Here is a 16,204-nt window from a genome sequence, read left to right as displayed (position 1 = left end):
GAATTATAATGAAAGAATGCGTATATTCTAGAAAAAAACAATTTTATGTACCTTCTTACTCTTTATGATAACAAAATACGCACAAAAATTCTAAAGACTGTACGAATTTGTATAGGCGGTCTTTTATGCTTAGCAGGGGGTCAGCAAGCATGCTGCACAGCTATTTTACTTTGAAAGAAGCAGGAGAACACGAGATTGTTATAGAAAAATCGCGTTTTATCTGTCATTTAAGCCGTGTTTCTACCGAACAAGAAGCACAGGAATTTATACAGAAAATAAAGAAACAGCACTGGAATGCAACTCATAATTGCTCAGCTTACGTAATTGGCGAAAACGATCATATCCAAAAAGCCAATGATGACGGAGAACCGAGCGGCACCGCAGGAGTACCCATGCTCGAGGTGCTAAAAAAACGCGGACTTAAGGATATTTGTGCTGTCGTTACGCGTTACTTCGGCGGCATAAAGCTGGGAGCAGGCGGTTTAATCCGCGCTTATGGGAAGTCAGTGTCTGAAGGATTAAACCATATAGGTGTTGTAGAACGGAAGCTTATGAGGGTTATGCATACTTCCGCAGATTATACTTGGCTTGGCAAGATTGAAAATGAATTAAGGGAATCACCTTTTCTATTAAAAGAAATTCATTATGCAGAAAACGTAGAATTCGAAGCATATGTAGAAGAAAAAGAAACACAATCGTTTTCTGAGTGGATGACAGAGTTAACAAATGGAAAAAGTGATATTACAGAGGGAGAGTTGACGTATCTTGAAAAAGCCGTCAATCACATAAAGGAGACTGAATAATGGCTGAACGCGTTAGAGTGCGTGTGCGCAAAAAGAAAAAGAGCAAACGCAGAAAAATTTTAAAAAGGATTATGTTGTTGTTCGTCCTTGCATTATTGGTAGTTGTAGGTCTCGGAGGATATAAACTATATAAAACCATTAGCGCTGCGGATGATTCATACGATGCGCTTTCCCGCGGAGATAAATCCAATCTTCGCAGTGAAGTTGTAGATATGAAGAAAAAACCATTTTCTATTTTATTTATGGGAATCGAAGATTACGCGACAAAAGGACAAAAAGGGAGATCTGACTCTCTTATTGTAGTTACCCTTGATCCAAAAAATAAAACCATGAAAATGCTGAGCATTCCGCGCGATACACGTGTGCAATTAGCAAGTGACACAACCGGCAGCAAAACAAAGATCAATTCCGCTTACAGCAAAGGCGGAAAAGATGAGACTGTTGAAACTGTTGAAAACTTCTTGCAAATCCCAATCGATAAATATGTAACAGTCGATTTTGACGGATTTAAAGATGTAATTAATGAAGTTGGCGGTATTGATGTAGATGTACCTTTCGACTTTGATGAAAAGAGCGATGTGGACGAAAGCAAACGGATTTATTTCAAAAAAGGCGAGATGCATTTAAATGGCGAAAAAGCCTTGGCGTATGCCCGCATGAGAAAACAGGATAAACGCGGAGATTTCGGCCGTAATGACAGACAGAAACAAATTTTAAACGCGTTGATCGATCGGATGTCCAGTGCAAGCAATATTGCAAAAATTGATAAAATCGCAGAAACAGCCAGTGAAAACGTAGAAACCAATATTCGCATTACTGAAGGTTTAGCCTTACAGCAAATTTACAGCGGCTTTACCAGCAAGAAAATCGACACGCTGTCAATTACTGGTTCTGATTTATATTTAGGGCCTAACAACACGTATTATTTTGAACCGGATGCTGCGAATCTGGAAAACGTCAGAAAAACGCTTCAAGAGCATTTAGATTATGATCCTGATACGAGCAGTTCAAGCACTGACAGCTCCAGTACCAATAACTCAACATCAGACAGCTCTGGCAGTTCAAACACTGACGGAAGCACTGCAACAGACGGCACTACGAGCGGAAGCGGCTACACAAATGACAGCAGTACAAACTCAAACGGCACAACAAATTCAACAACTGATTCATCATATTGAAAAAAAGCCCGGTCCTTTAACGGATCGGGTTTTTTTCGCAGAAAAAACACCGGCTCATAGAACCGGTGTTTTAATTTCTTTTCACAAGACGTTTATAGAATTTTGTAAATGGCTTAAAACGTTCATTCACAAGTCCCGTCACTTCTGCTATTATTTGCATAAATATAATTAAGATAAAGATAATAAACAGGGAAAGCCAAATTGTAGCGCTTTTCAGCACGATTGCGCTGATGCTGAAAATAAATCCAATCAGGTAGATGACAATGACCGACATCCGATGTGAAAGGCCAAAGGCCATCAGCCTGTGGTGAATATGTGATTTATCGGGCGCCGAAATCGGCTGTTTGTTTAGTATCCGTCTTATGATTGCAAATGTTGTGTCAAAAATCGGCACGCCTAATATAATAATCGGAATGACGATACTGAACAACGTTACGCTTTTATACAGCCCTAACAATGAGAGAATAGAAATGACATACCCTAAAAACAGTGATCCCGTATCCCCCATAAAGATTTTTGCCGGATGAAAATTGTAGAACAAAAACCCGAGCGTACTTGCGATAACAACCAATGAAAGTGACAGAATGAGTACTTTTCCGCCAGATAGCGCCATAACTGCAATCGTGGACAGGCCGATAACAGAAAGACCTGCTGCAAGGCCGTCCAATCCGTCAATCAGGTTCATCGCGTTTGTGATGCCGACAATCCATAATACAGTCAGCGGATATGCCAGCCAGCCCAATTCAAATCGTTCAGCTAAAAAAGGCACTGAGAAAAAGTCCATTTTTAAGCCCGTGCTTACAATCATAATAGCTACGGCTAATTGAATGATAAATTTAACTTTTGCGCTTAATTGATATTTATCGTCAAGAATTCCCAACACAATAATGATAAATGCACCGACTGTGATAGCCGTCATTCTTGTTTCTGTGTATATACCGGATACAAGCACGCCTGTAACCACCCCGATAAATATGGCCAGCCCGCCCATTCGGGGCATGATTTTATCATGTACTTTTCGATTGCCGGGCTGATCAACTGCACCTATTTTAATCGCAATCCTTTTTACGATTGGGGTTATGATTAAAACCGTTAGCAGCGAGACAATAAACGCAACAACAATGCGAATCATGCGTTCGTCAAGCATAAAGAAGTCTCCTTTGGAATTATATGAAGTCTTTATTTATATAGAGAACCGTTCCTTCCATTATACCTTCTCCTTAGTTATTATAACAAGCTTCATCAAAAAGAAACACGTATAATCAAAAAACGCGCATCCCAATTAAAGGACTACGCATGTTTTTGAATCCCTGTATATTTCATGATTTGTTTGAATAAAACATTCCAATCTTGTGTGCGGGCAATGTTTCGCCGCATCTCTTTGTATGTCTCGTCTCCGTCTTTTTCAAGCACTTTCTCGCACGCAGTTATAAAATCATTATGGTCATTGCCTTCCATATATTCGTAAATATACGGCTTTTGCATTTTAGAAGTTGACGGAAGGTTAGAGCCGACGACCGGCTTTCCTGCTGCTAAAAATTCAAATAGCTTAAGCGGGAAAACCGCTTGGTTATAGGATGACTTTTTATAAGGCATAATACCGACATCAATCAGTTCCATAAAGTGCGGAACTTCTTTCGGATCTGCCGGCCCCGTCCATATCACATTGGAAAGCTTCAGAAGCTCTTGAAACGCTGTGTCACCATTGGTGGCGTCCGGGCCGACCCATAAAAATGTCCAATCAGGTTTTCTCAGAGCCGCTTCTTCAATCAATTTAAAATCCAGCTTTGGTTTAATCCCCCCGATAAACCCCAGTACTGCCCCTTCTCTTCCCTGCAAGATGCTTCGATCGGGAACCGCTTTATGTTCTGAAAACAGGTCATATTCAACACCGTTTTCAACGGTATGAACCTTTTCTTGTCCCGCTGTCAGCTTTTTGTCAACTTCATTGTGCAGGTACTCCGATGAACAAGTAATGGAATCGGCACGCTCGATAATTCGCAGCTCCGCTGTTTTGATGACTTTCCGCCTGAACTCGGAAAGCATATTGGAACGTCCGCTGATCGGCGCCGCCCACAAGTCACTGCAATCATAAATCACCTGATCCCAAGGATACAGTGAAGACAGCAGCGGGAATCCGGGAAACGTGTACCATAAGCAGCAGCGTTCACCTCTGGCTGAAGCGGATTTCAGCTCTTCTAATAAAGGTGAGAGCTTATGCTTATAAAACACATCGGTATAGCGTCCGAAGCGAAACATTTTCTTTTGCAGCAAGTCCTTTACGGCAAACTGCCGGATGCCGGATTGAACTTGCTGAAATTCCATCCTTTGGGTGCGCGGAGCCGGGCAGACCCAGATGACTTCCTTTGTTTCTTCCTGAGCAGCTAAAAATTCAGCCAATCGATGCCGTCTGTACCTCAATTGATCTTTTCCCCATTCAGCAGTAGCCACGATGACGTGAATCATTGCTTTTGTTTCCACCTTCATCACCTTTTCTCTCTGTTTGCGGTTACAGTCTTTTTTTCACCGCGTTTTTCGCATATTGAACAAAACACCATGTCGCTTTCATTAAATGGAGCCGTTCGATCTCTCTGTAGACAAACCATGTTTTCTTTGCAGCCTTCCATTTGTTGCTTGAAATCGAATTATTGACAAGCCGGTATTCAGCTAAACACTCATTCATTCCGTAAGCTGTAAAACCCTTTTTTAAAAGAGACAGCCATGTTGCCAAGTCTTGCCTCGTTCTAATATTCGGCATTTGGATCTGTCCCGTTTGTTCCCTATCAATCATCACCGTTAGACAGCCGATAATGGTATTTTTAAGAGCATCATCATATGTCAGGCTTTCGGGAGCATGAATGAATTTATCCATCGGCACCCCGTCCTGCGACATTAAACTGTAGCCTGTAAAGGAAAACGCACAGGACCGCTCCATCATAAAATTAAGCTGCTTTTTCAGTTTGTCTTTTTTCCATTTGTCATCACTGTCCAAAAATGCCACATAGCGTCCTTGCGCATGTTCCAGCGCTTTATTTCTTGCTATCGCGGCTCCGCTGTTCTCTTCCAGAAAGATCACATGAATTCTTTCATCTATCTTCTCATACTGCTTTAAAATGTCGCGTGTGCCGTCCGTTGAGCAATCGTCCACGATAATCATTTCCCAATGAGGGTGGCTCTGATCTAACACTGAATGAATCGTGTCTTCAATATAGTCACGCGCATTATAAGAAGGTGTAATGACAGATACGAGAGGTTTCCAGTTGGTCATGATCACATCTCCATCGTATGATTTTAAAAGGACTCTCTGAAAAATTCAGGAATGACAACGAACATAAAGGCAATCGTTATGCCGATCAGAACACCCAGAACCGCTTTCTTTTTCGGGGACATTCCTCCGCCTGATGCCTCACTTACGGTTTCAGAATCAACGACACTGGCCGCTTTCAGATTAAGCTGTGTGTTTTTCAGCTCATACAAAAATCTTTCTTTATCCACCTTGGAATCCTCGCTCACCGTTTCACCTTCCAGCGCGTCTATGCTGCGGCGGATGACGGCTTCTCTTTCCTCAAACAGCTTTTGGTCGTTTTTGAGAAAGGTGGAGGAAACAGCGTTTAACACCGATTCGGTTCTTTCCTGATCCTGGTCGGCATAGCTCAAAGACAGTAAAGACTTAGACTCCGATTTCACGGTGAGCTTCTCTTTGATCTCCGCAAGATCTTCATCTTTTTCGTCAGGAAGCGCCTCCTTCAAAAAAGCATCACTTCTCAGCAGGAGCGGGATCTCTTCTGTACTGTTATAAATGGGATGATCATAGCTCCCCACAGCTAAAGTAACCTCAGCTGTGTAACTCTTTTTATCCGCGATTTGGGACGGCAGTATATATCCCGCCGCACCTAAAATAAGCGGCACTAATATAATCCAGATGATATTTTTCTTTATGCGCCGGGCTAATCTTATCACTATATCCTTCATATAAGTCTCCCTGCTTTTTTGTAGTCTGTTTACCGGTATATGGGCTCAAGCTGCTGTCTGGATCGCCTTAAGACATTCACCGCGGCGATGACGAGCGCCAGAAATACCCAATGGAAAAATAAATTTGAGACAGAGCTTGGGCTGATGCTGGATACCAGGAAACTGACCATAGCTGTGATAAGCCCTTCTGTGATCAGTTTTGACTGATTTTCCATTTTTCTTTCATAAAACTTGTAAAGCACCCACATCAGGTATAAATAAATGGCCAGATAGCCGAGCATGATAAGCAAGCCGAAGTTTGCCAGAATCTCTGCCAGCCAATTGTGCACCTCTGTCACATTGTCAGTATCATATAAAGCATGATGCCCAAGATAATAAGACACATTGCCTGCGCCCACTCCGAATCCGTATGAGTCAAGGAAGAAGTGCCATGCGTTTTTTAACAGATTGGCTCTGGCCACATTGGACGGAAGCGTCTCTTGGAATGAATGAGACGTCTGAGGAGCCAGGAACAGCTTCCAGAACACTGCGAAAATCCGGCTGGCAAAAAGAGCCGCAAAGACCGCAATTCCTGCTGCCGACAGCCAAAGAGCGATTTTTTTCAGAACAGGCGGCAAGACAATAAAAATGTAGACGGCTATTCCCGCAAAAACGCCCAGCAGGCTGGCTCTGGAACCAGTCGCAAAGATTAAATACAATGCACCAAGCGAGAGCACAAGGCCAATTCCCTTTAAGTAACCGTTCTTTATGTTTTTCACCATTGCGATGTAAAAAAAGAAACTGATCGACAAAAATGTCGCAAAATCATTTTGATTAAAGAAGACTGAGGTCGGATAATGCTGCTTATATTCCGGTCCGCTGTACAAAGTCGAACTCGGGAGATGATGATGCGTGATATGATTGTAAAAACCGATGATCATCAGAAATACCGTCATCACCAGCCAGATGGAATAAATAATCATCAGACGTTCCACTTTTTGCACATACATCACAATAAGATAAATAAAAAATATCCCCATCGCCAGCAGTGCTAAATATTTCAGACCGTCTGTAACTGATTTGGCCCAGAGCAAGGAAACAAGACCATATACAAACCAAAAGGCGAAAAAGAGCAAAATCCCTTTCACTTGCAGCCCGTTCCACCTTTCAATATGTGTTCGGCTCCGCAGTACCCCCACAAGATGGAGGCAGCCGGCGGCGATGAGCAAAAGCCGATAAAGAAACAAACTAAAGAATCCAAGATGAATCGCGAAAAAAGCATTATTTAAAAAAGTGCAGGCAATCAAAATATAGATGACGGCCATAAACAGCTGTTCTTTTGTTGTAAATGATGCTGCAAGCGTCAGCGCAAACAGGCCGATAGCCAATACAGCGAGAACGGCAGCCATCTGCGTAAAACCTGTATCTGTGCGGATGGCTCCCAGCAATAGGACGATCCCCAATATGACAGCGGCCAGTAACGCAAGCGTATGAACCGCTGAACGTTTGATACTCACATGCTTAACCCCTTTCCTGATGTTTCAGGAGCCGGCGGCCGAGCCTAAGCAGCCGGCACTTCAAACAAGTAACCCTTTTTCTTTTTATAAATTGACACTCCCCAAATCCTTAGCCAGTTCTTCCATTGGCAAAGCCGGAAAGTAGCGGTCGGAAGGTTCTGTTCCCCGAACTGCAGGACGGCCGATGGAGTGATAAATGTATCCCGCAGCCTGCATTTCTTCGAGTGAAAATATATTTCTGCCATCGATGATGATTGGCTGTTTTAAAAGCACCTTTGCTTTTACAAGCTCCATTTCTTTTACTTCCGGCCAATCGGTCAAAATAAGGCACGCGTCGGTTCCCTCCATCGCAGCATACACATCTGTGTAATACTCGGTCTGATCGCCAAGGACTGCTGATGCCTCCGGAATGGCAATCGGATCATATGCTTTCACCTGTGCGCCCAGCTGCTGCAGCATTGGAATGATATCGAGAGCTGGAGCGGACCTCACATCGTTTGTATTCGGTTTGAAGGCCAATCCGAGCACGGAAATGGTTCTCCCTTTTATGCTTCCCATCACAGTTAAAAGCTTATCTACAATGTGAACGCGCTGCTTTTCATTTGTCTCAATGACGGCTTCTATGAGCTTAAATGGATAGCCGGCCGTTTTGGCAATTTGAAGCAGTGCGGTTGTATCTTTAGGAAAGCAGGAGCCGCCAAACCCAATACCCGCTTTCAAGAACTTTCTGCCGATCCGGCTGTCGAGCCCGACGCCGTCAGCAACGTTTGAGACGTCCGCGCCGACTCGCTCGCAAATGTTCGCGATATCGTTAATAAACGAAATCTTTGTAGCCAAAAATGCATTTGCGGCATATTTAATCATCTCTGCACTTTCTACATTCGTTTTAATAACAGGAGCATGAAAAGGCTGATGCAGTTCCTCTATGATGGAAGCGGCTTTATGACTGGTTGATCCAATGACGGCACGCTCCATATTCATCGTGTCATGAATCGCTGATCCCTCCCGAAGAAATTCAGGGTTGGATACAACATCAAAGGAGCATCTTCCCTTCGAAGCTTTTTGAATGATAGATTGAACCAGTTTTCCGGTACCGACTGGGACTGTGCTCTTATTGACAATGATTTTGTAGCCGGTGAGATGTTCGCCGATCGTTTTCGCAGCCGCTTTGACGTACGTTAAATCAGCTTCACCTGTTTTAGACATCGGGGTCCCGACTGCAATATAAATAATGTCTGAAGCCCGAATGGCAGACGGAATATCGTTAGTAAAAGACAGGCGCTGTTCTAACACATTTTTTTCAACTAAATCTGCAAGTCCTGGTTCATAGATTGGGATTACTCCGTTTTTCAGACTTCTGATTTTTGATTCGTTGATATCACAGCAAATCACTTTATTTCCGATTTCCGCAAAGCAGGTGCCTGATACGAGTCCTACATATCCTGTTCCAATGACAGCAATTTTTTTCACAGCCCTCATCCCTCTCCTGTAAATTCATCTTCCTATTTATATTGGTCGCAGTTACTTACGATTAAACAGGTGTTTTCAGAACCATCTGATACTGATCATGCAGCGCCCTGGCATTTTTCCCGGCGTCATATTGAGTGTGAATGATTTGATATAATTCATCCGCCACTTCCGGCTGCCATATTTGATCTTGCGCGTATAAAGAGATCGTGTTTGCTAAGGCTTGAGCTGATTTCGGTTCAATCAGCAAATCCCGGTGCTTTCCGAATAATGAAGCCACTCCACCGACATCTGTACAGATGACAGGAACCCGCAGTGCCAGCGCCTCGATCACAACTGTCGGCATGCCTTCGCTATATGAAGGGAGCACAAACATATCTGCGGCGAGCAAATACTCTCTCACCCTGTGATTCGGCACTTGGCCTGTTACTATATGTCCCTTTTGCATCAGCAAAGATTTTGCGGGGCCGTCTCCGACAAAAACAGCTCGAGGCGCTTCCTCCATCATCTCAATGGCTTCTGACAATTCAAAAATGCCTTTTTCCTTAACGAGCCTGCCCACATAGACAGCAAGGCGCAGGTCAAGCGGGAGCCCGAGGTTTTTTCTGATTTCTTCTTTTGTCTGATCATTTTCCTGAAAACGGCTGAGCTGTATCCCGATCGGCAAAACCGTACTGTCAAAGCCAGAAAGTTTTTTGGTTTCTTCCTGAAGCTTTTCGCTGACTGCAAGAACTGCAGATGCGGAACCAACCGCCGTTTTGAAGGCTTTAAACGCGCCTTTGCTGTAGTGCGGATAGACATTCACATCACTGCCATGCAAAGTCAAAATATACGGAATCCCGATTGTCTTTGAGACGACTGCCGCAGCCCCGCCCGACGGCATAGCAAAGTGCGCGTGGATCAGATCAGGGTTCAAGTCATGCTGTTTAATGGTTTTTAAAACAGCTGCCCCAATGCGCCGGTGTGGCTGAGCCCATTTCAGCTGGCCGGGAACAGCGGGATAGAAAGGCCGGTAAACCGGGATTCCTTTCCGTATCTCATATTCTGGTCTGGCATCCTTTTTTCGGTATGCCTTTTTCAGCATACGGACAGGCGCAGGGTGAAAAGGTCTTGGGCATATCACGGTGATATCCAGCCCGAGCTTCAGCAGCTCTTGCACCTGTGTTTCATGAAACACTCCCTCGCCGGGTTTCAGACTGCTTGGATATACGCTTGTGATCCACAAAATCTTCATGACAAACGTCCTTTTCTTAGTAGTTTGCTTTTCATCTGAGGGTACGCTTTACCCAAAAGAAAGAGATAGCAGAGCGCCCCGGCCGCCACCGAAATTGCCAGCCTCATTTCCGCCTGCATGCTGAAGCGTTCTGTTCCTAAACTCGCGCCGAACGCGATAACGGCCATACCCGCTGTGATCAGAAACGGCTTCATAACGGCTTTAAAATAAGCTGAAAGATTGAGCTTAATGACATATGCTAGCAGCCAGCGGCCGATTAGAAAATTGAAAACGCTGATGACGGCATATACCCAAGCGACAGTCAGAAGATTGCCCGTCTGAACAGCTGCAAACAGCGATAAACCATACAGCAGCATGACGGCGGAGTCCCAATAAAAAGCCAAATCCGCTCTTCCTTTAGCAAGAAGCACAGAACCATTCGGATTCATCAGCACCCTGAGTATCCCGACGATGGCAAGAACATTCAGAACAGGGACAGCAGCAAGCCATTTTTCTCCGAAAACAGCTGCGATAAAGGCGTCTGACACGGATACGAGCCCGATTAACAGCGGGAACGATACAAGCGCAAGCATTTTTGTCATATTCAGAAAGCCTTCTCTGATCACGCTGTTTTCGTATTTGTTTTTGGCGAAAATAGGAAACGCGACCCGCGTCACAATCGGATTAATTTTCAAAACCGGAATGGTGACAATCTGGTAGGCAAGATTATAAATGCCCAGCGCTTCGGCACCGATAAACCGGCCGATTAAGATCATATCGATGTTCGCTCCCAGCCTGTTCACAAGACGGGATGAAAGCTGAAAGGCTCCAAAGGAGAAGAACTCCTTCATTCCCCTTAGATCAAAAACAAAGGATGGACGCCATTTTTTTTGGTATACAGCCCAGAATAAAATCCCTTTACTGGACTGCAGCAGCACCTGAGAAACCACGTACGCCAAAATCGCATCCGTCATAAAAACCGCTATCGCTAAATATCCGAAGGACAATACATTTGAAAAAATCTCTATTTTGCTTAACGTATTAAATTGCAGCTCCTTCTGCAGCATATACTGGTACTGCTGTCCGATCGGAGCTACCAAAAACATAATCCCCAAAATCCTGATGAGAAACACAAGCTCTTCTCTTTGATAAAATCCCGCAATGACGGGACTGCACACATATAAAAGCACAAACAGCAAAATGCCGGTCATAATGTTCAGCCAATACAATGTTGACAGCTGGCGCTCCGTGGCGTCATCTCTTTGAATTAACGCGGCGCCAAAACCCATATCAAGCACAATCTGGGCGAATATTGTAACCGTTGTGATCATGCCGACGAGTCCAAATTCCGTTAAGGTCATCATATTTCCAAGCAAGGCAAACTGAACGATTTGAATGATTGTAATACAGATTGTTGAAACACTTGTCCACTTTGCGCCGCTCATGATTTGTTTTGTAATACTTGGCATCATATTCCCTACTTCTTTTTAAGCTCAGTTTGATGGCGAATGCAGATGTTTATCTTGCACCATCACCTGTCAAGACTACTTTACAAGTTTTTAACATAATTTTTAATTCCAACATGAAAGTCAGATTGCGAATGTAATATAAATCAAATATAAGCTTTTCCTTCGGCGTCATGTCGTAACCGCCGTTCACCTGCGCCCAGCCGCTCAATCCCGGTTTGACAGCCAGACGCTGTGTAAACCCCGGAATCTCATTCTGGAACTTTTCCGTAAACACTGGACGTTCCGGGCGAGGTCCAATCATGCTCATATCGCCTTTCAGCACATTAAACAGCTGAGGAAGCTCGTCAATTCGCGTTCTTCTGATAAATGCTCCAATTCGTGTCACCCGCGGATCCTGCTTCTGCGCCCAAACCGCCCCAGACTTCTCGGCATCTATTTTCATGGAACGAAGCTTATAAAGCTTAAACGGTTTCCCGCCTTTTCCTACACGCTCCTGCGTATAGATGGCAGGCCCCGGCGTCTCCAAACAAATCAATATTGAAAATACCGCAATCATTGGCAGCGCAACCACCAATCCAATCAGCGCAAACCAAATATCCATCACGCGCTTTACTGCCAAATAACGAGCCGTTTTTTCAGATAATGCAAATGATGCTTGCTGCACTGAGAATTCGCGACTCACCTTCATGCTTTTTTCTGCACCCACTGACACACACCTCACGATTTGTTTGGGATGTTATGATGACCTATGCCAGTCAGTTTAGCAGACGGATGTTAATTGGTTGTAAATGGATTGTTAAGAAGTGTGAATTACGTGTTTTTTCTGATAAATTATATTAATGTTCTTTATTATTTTATGTACAAGCCCTTGTTTTAATCATGTAAACGATAAAAAAAAGAGACAAATCTGTTATTTAGATTTGTCTCTTCATTTTTATCTATAATATGAAACTGTACCATCATGAATAGCTTGGGCGGCTTTATCTTTATAAACGGCTTGTTTCAGTTTGCTTGCGTCGGCTGCATTTGTGATGAAAGCAGTCTCAACTAAAACGCTTGGCATTTTAGAATATTTGATAACATAGAATCCGGCTTGCTTGACTCCACGGTCTCTTGTCCCGAGATTAGCTGCAAGTTTCGGCTGAATTTGATCTGCTAATCGTTTGCTTTTTGCTGCCTGATATGTTGTGTCGTAATAGGTCTCACTGCCATTTGGAGATGAGCTATCGTTGGCATTCGCATGAATACTGATGAACAAATCAGCTTGGGCAGAGGCTGCCTTACTTACTCTTTCCTGTAAAGAATAAAACGTATCATTAGATCTTGACATTACCGGAAGAGCACCAGAAGCATTTAGCTTCGTATTGACCCTTTTCGCTATATCAAGGTTTACCTCTTTCTCAAGCAGTCCATTTCCTACTGCCCCCGAGTCTTGATCTCCATGGCCTGGGTCAATAAAAATTGTTTCACCTACAACAGGATTCTTTAGCTGATTAGCTACTTTAGTGCTTATAGCTGGAGTATTTCCGATTATCGTAAAGTTTGACATGTTTTTGCTGCCGATAATTTTTCGGGTGCCGCCAGATAAATTTTCACCATTAGTCAAAATAAGAGATTGCTTGTTCTTTGCTGCCAGAGTGGCTCCTGCGATTGAATCTGGATAGCTAAAACCATTACTTACATATACTGTGCTCGTTGACAGGTTTAGTTTTTGTACAATATTAGCAGCAAGCTCGTACCTGTTTGAACCGCTAATTCTTGTAGGAGAAGGCAACTTGTTATACACCGAATTATTAATACTTCCGGTACCTCCTGCAACCACAGTACTTGTAATTCTCTTATCTTTCATCACTGCTGTTGTCGCACTATTTATAGAGGTTTTGTTTGTAAACAGAATAGGATAGCCATTTTTAGCTGCATAAGGGATGATCCCTGGAGCATCAGCATATAAAAACCCATTTAAAATGACAGCTTTTGAGGTTGCGTTCATTGCTCTTGCGACCCGTGCAGCTGTATCATAGCGATTACTTCCAGCAATTCGTTTAATACTGATGCCTAAGCTTTTGATCTGATTGGCAGTATTAGAGGAAACAGCTGGTGTACCACCTACAATAATTACATTTTTTGTTCGCATTTCTTTTAGCCTTGTTTTCGTCTCAGAAGAGAGCTTATCAGCATTTGTGTAAAGCAGCGGTGCATTCTTCTGATAAGCAAGAGGTGCCGCTGAAATGGCATCTGCGTATGAACTTCCGCCAACAATAACCGCTGTACTCGCTGTTGAGTACATCTGCTTTGATATTTGAACAGCAGTGCCATATCTATTGCTTCCCCCGACTCTTTTTACCGAGTTATCGGCCAATGCTGTTGGTACAAAAAGAATGAGCCCCAGAAAACACATTGTTAGGACTTTTATATAAGAACGCAATTACTTTTCCTCCTTAAATGGCCTTTAGCACCTTAAAATAATTAATAACTTGTCAGAGTTGTCCCAGGATAGTAAAATTTCAAAATTGAACTATATGAATCTCCTGCTTCTGCTCTTGCCTTAGCTCCATATTGACTCATTCCGATGCCGTGACCGTAACCTTTGCCGCTGATTGTGTACTTTGAATTGTCTTTTTTTACAGTCACATAAGTACTTTTAAAAACAGTTCCACCAATCATTGTTCTTAGCTGAGTTGTCGGAACAGTGATTGTTGTAATTTTACTTAAATTGTAGGAGCCAGTACTGCTTTTAACAAAATACTTAACTTTCATAGATGCTGTTTTTGCACGCTGCCCCTGTGTTGTACCGCTAAAGCTCAAATCTTCTATACTCGCAATTTTTACAGAAGCAGCTCCTGTTTCTTTATTTTTCAAGATCCAATTTTTAACTCCGGATAACCTCGCAGCATCAGTTTCAGTTGCTGAAGACCACCAAGAAGATGGCTTATTTAAATCAAGCGAATTCGTGTTCAGCTGTTGTTTTGAGAGTGTAAGCGTCCAGCCTATTTGAGGATCCTTAGAATCTTTCTTCGCAATTAAGTAAGGTACACTTGATGACCAGACTTCGTTGCTCGCTTCTGTATAACCGCCATTGCTTGAAGAATAAGTTGCTGTTATAAGAGATCCGTTATATTTGAGAACTTTTCCTTTTGTCTGCTCAACCGCTTTATTGGTGTTTGAATTCCAACTATATCCTCCATAAACTTGAAAAGCTGTTGTATCAGGTACAGTAGTTCCCGTTTTTGTTATGGAGTAGGTTCTCGCAGCCACAGTCTGTGCTTTTAGGGCTTCAAGTGACCAGCTGGCAGGCATTTCATTTGGAATAACCCCTTTTAAATAATCCTCAAATGGAATATTTTCGTTAACCGGCCTGATATATTTAGTAGATTCAATAGAGAAATTAACCGTTCCAAGATACTGATTTCCGTTAAGACTTATTCTGTTAGAAGTCGAGTACTTTTCAGGTTTAATCCTCAGAGAGTTACTATATGTTTTTATATTTTCGAGATTTAATTTCCCGTTGTTGATTTTCAGGGTATAGTTGCTTCCGCCGGCTAAATAAAATTCATCGGCAAGTGAATTCTCGACTTCTACAGAAATTGAACTGGTGCTTCCAATAAAGTCGTATGAATATGTGGCTTTTTCTTTTGTTATGCTTTTAGCTGCCGCAGGAACACTATCTTGTTTAATAAATAAAATTTGGCTGTTTTTCTTCGCAGCAAGCGAAGCACCTACTAATACGTCTGCGTACTTTGTTCCGTTCGTCATTACGACTTTATCAGCCTTCAACTTTAATTGTTTAATAATATTTGCTGTGAGTTCATATCTGGTTGATCCAGGTATCCTCTGTACAGTTGAAGTTTTTTTTATTTCATTTTCTACACTCTCACTGACACTAAATGAACTGCCGATTATAATCACTTGTTTTGGCAAATCATAATCCGGAAGTTTATCCTTCTCAGTAAGCAAAATAGGATATCCCTGTGCCGCAGCATAAGGAGCTATGGCTAACGCATCTTGAAATACCTTTCCGGTTACAACGATAGCTTTATCATAGCTGCCCATCTGTTTAGCGATATTCTCAGATAATACATATCTATTTTTTCCGCTTATCCTTTTAACTGAGCCATATGATTTGAGCTTGTTTTCTACATCTTTTGAAATGCTGCGTGCTCCCCCAATGACTAAAATATTGTCCGGGTTAAATTTAGCGATTTGTTTTTCAGTAGTTTTCGTTAACGTATCAGGCTGAGTAAATAAGATGGGTGCATCTAGTTTTTTTGCTAATGGGATAACAGGCAATGCATCAATAAATATATCCCGATTTACCAAAATAACTGTATTAGGATTTTTCCACTGACTGCCGGATGCAAGAGTCGCGGTTTCGTATCGTGAAGCACCTGCAAAACGATCTGTTACAGCAACATTATCTCCAGTTACTTTATAAAATCCTGTTGGGGATAGACTGATACTTGATTTATTACCGATATAGTTTGACAATTTAACTGAAATGTTTGAGTCTGCTGCAAAAGTTACTGTTGGAATAAATAGTAAGAGTGCAGCAAGTGAACATAAGATCAAGCGTTTGCAAGAATTCAAGATTTCAGGTTCCTCCTCATAA

Annotated in this window: 13 protein-coding genes; 2 read left to right on the top strand and 11 right to left on the bottom strand. The window is 42.7% G+C overall.

All coding sequences use genetic code 11. The features are described from left to right. Window positions 1-149: 149 nt before the first annotated feature. Complete coding sequence (locus M1D69_RS03310; protein WP_458104586.1) at window positions 150-803, top strand: YigZ family protein; 654 nt, start codon at window positions 150-152, stop codon at window positions 801-803. Further along, window positions 803-1,981 carry an LCP family protein gene (locus tag M1D69_RS03305; protein WP_458104587.1) on the top strand — a complete coding sequence of 393 codons (1,179 nt, stop codon included), beginning with the start codon at window positions 803-805 and terminating at the stop codon, window positions 1,979-1,981. The genes M1D69_RS03310 and M1D69_RS03305 overlap by 1 nt, the downstream gene beginning before the upstream one ends. Before the next feature lie 70 nt (window positions 1,982-2,051). On the opposite strand, the gene M1D69_RS03300 is transcribed toward M1D69_RS03305, so the two are convergent. The 11 genes from M1D69_RS03300 to M1D69_RS03250 form a co-directional block, all read right to left on the bottom strand. Beyond that, complete coding sequence (locus tag M1D69_RS03300) at window positions 2,052-3,128, bottom strand: glycosyltransferase family 4 protein (protein WP_044159481.1); 1,077 nt, start codon at window positions 3,126-3,128, stop codon at window positions 2,052-2,054. A 143-nt stretch (window positions 3,129-3,271) separates the two neighbouring features. Further along, complete coding sequence (gene tuaH, locus M1D69_RS03295) at window positions 3,272-4,462, bottom strand: teichuronic acid biosynthesis protein TuaH (RefSeq protein ID WP_082687855.1); 1,191 nt, start codon at window positions 4,460-4,462, stop codon at window positions 3,272-3,274. A gap of 28 nt (window positions 4,463-4,490) precedes the next feature. Continuing rightward, window positions 4,491-5,249 carry a teichuronic acid biosynthesis protein TuaG gene (gene tuaG, locus M1D69_RS03290; RefSeq protein ID WP_044159485.1) on the bottom strand — a complete coding sequence of 253 codons (759 nt, stop codon included), beginning with the start codon at window positions 5,247-5,249 and terminating at the stop codon, window positions 4,491-4,493. 23 nt (window positions 5,250-5,272) lie between these two features. Continuing rightward, window positions 5,273-5,953 (bottom strand): teichuronic acid biosynthesis protein TuaF, encoded by a 681-nt coding sequence (gene tuaF / locus M1D69_RS03285; protein WP_199398087.1) that lies wholly within the window; start codon window positions 5,951-5,953, stop codon window positions 5,273-5,275. 29 nt (window positions 5,954-5,982) lie between these two features. Continuing rightward, a complete protein-coding gene (gene tuaE, locus M1D69_RS03280) occupies window positions 5,983-7,449 on the bottom strand; it encodes a teichuronic acid biosynthesis protein TuaE (protein WP_458104588.1) in 1,467 nt (488 codons plus the stop codon). A gap of 84 nt (window positions 7,450-7,533) precedes the next feature. Then, a complete protein-coding gene (tuaD, locus tag M1D69_RS03275; RefSeq protein ID WP_458104589.1) occupies window positions 7,534-8,919 on the bottom strand; it encodes a UDP-glucose 6-dehydrogenase TuaD in 1,386 nt (461 codons plus the stop codon). 61 nt (window positions 8,920-8,980) lie between these two features. Beyond that, window positions 8,981-10,150 carry a teichuronic acid biosynthesis protein TuaC gene (tuaC, locus tag M1D69_RS03270; protein WP_458104590.1) on the bottom strand — a complete coding sequence of 390 codons (1,170 nt, stop codon included), beginning with the start codon at window positions 10,148-10,150 and terminating at the stop codon, window positions 8,981-8,983. Then, a complete protein-coding gene (tuaB, locus tag M1D69_RS03265) occupies window positions 10,147-11,598 on the bottom strand; it encodes a teichuronic acid biosynthesis protein TuaB (RefSeq protein WP_458106214.1) in 1,452 nt (483 codons plus the stop codon). The genes tuaC and tuaB overlap by 4 nt, the downstream gene beginning before the upstream one ends. 49 nt (window positions 11,599-11,647) lie before the next feature. Beyond that, window positions 11,648-12,304 carry a sugar transferase gene (locus M1D69_RS03260; protein WP_458104591.1) on the bottom strand — a complete coding sequence of 219 codons (657 nt, stop codon included), beginning with the start codon at window positions 12,302-12,304 and terminating at the stop codon, window positions 11,648-11,650. 228 nt (window positions 12,305-12,532) lie between these two features. Next, window positions 12,533-14,023, bottom strand: coding sequence for an N-acetylmuramoyl-L-alanine amidase LytC (gene lytC / locus M1D69_RS03255; protein WP_458104592.1), 1,491 nt, complete (start codon window positions 14,021-14,023; stop codon window positions 12,533-12,535). A gap of 41 nt (window positions 14,024-14,064) precedes the next feature. After that, on the bottom strand, window positions 14,065-16,182 hold the full coding sequence (locus M1D69_RS03250) for a SpoIID/LytB domain-containing protein (RefSeq protein WP_458104593.1): 2,118 nt from the start codon (window positions 16,180-16,182) through the stop codon (window positions 14,065-14,067). Window positions 16,183-16,204 lie beyond the last annotated feature (22 nt).

The organism is Bacillus sp. PK3-037, from assembly GCF_054161355.1.
The sequence above is the reverse complement of the archived record's forward strand: the minus strand, read 5'-3'. Positions and strand labels throughout refer to the sequence as shown.

What these genes read in the sequence shown, in the direction of transcription:
- M1D69_RS03310 (WP_458104586.1), top strand. Translation starts at nt 150, where the DNA reads ATGCTGCACAGCTATTTTACTTTGAAAGAAGCAGGAGAACACGAGATT.
- M1D69_RS03305 (WP_458104587.1), top strand. Translation starts at nt 803, where the DNA reads ATGGCTGAACGCGTTAGAGTGCGTGTGCGCAAAAAGAAAAAGAGCAAA.
- M1D69_RS03300 (WP_044159481.1), bottom strand. Translation starts at nt 3,128, where the DNA reads ATGCTTGACGAACGCATGATTCGCATTGTTGTTGCGTTTATTGTCTCG.
- tuaG (WP_044159485.1), bottom strand. Translation starts at nt 5,249, where the DNA reads ATGACCAACTGGAAACCTCTCGTATCTGTCATTACACCTTCTTATAAT.
- tuaF (WP_199398087.1), bottom strand. Translation starts at nt 5,953, where the DNA reads ATGAAGGATATAGTGATAAGATTAGCCCGGCGCATAAAGAAAAATATC.
- tuaC (WP_458104590.1), bottom strand. Translation starts at nt 10,150, where the DNA reads ATGAAGATTTTGTGGATCACAAGCGTATATCCAAGCAGTCTGAAACCC.
- tuaB (WP_458106214.1), bottom strand. Translation starts at nt 11,598, where the DNA reads ATGCCAAGTATTACAAAACAAATCATGAGCGGCGCAAAGTGGACAAGT.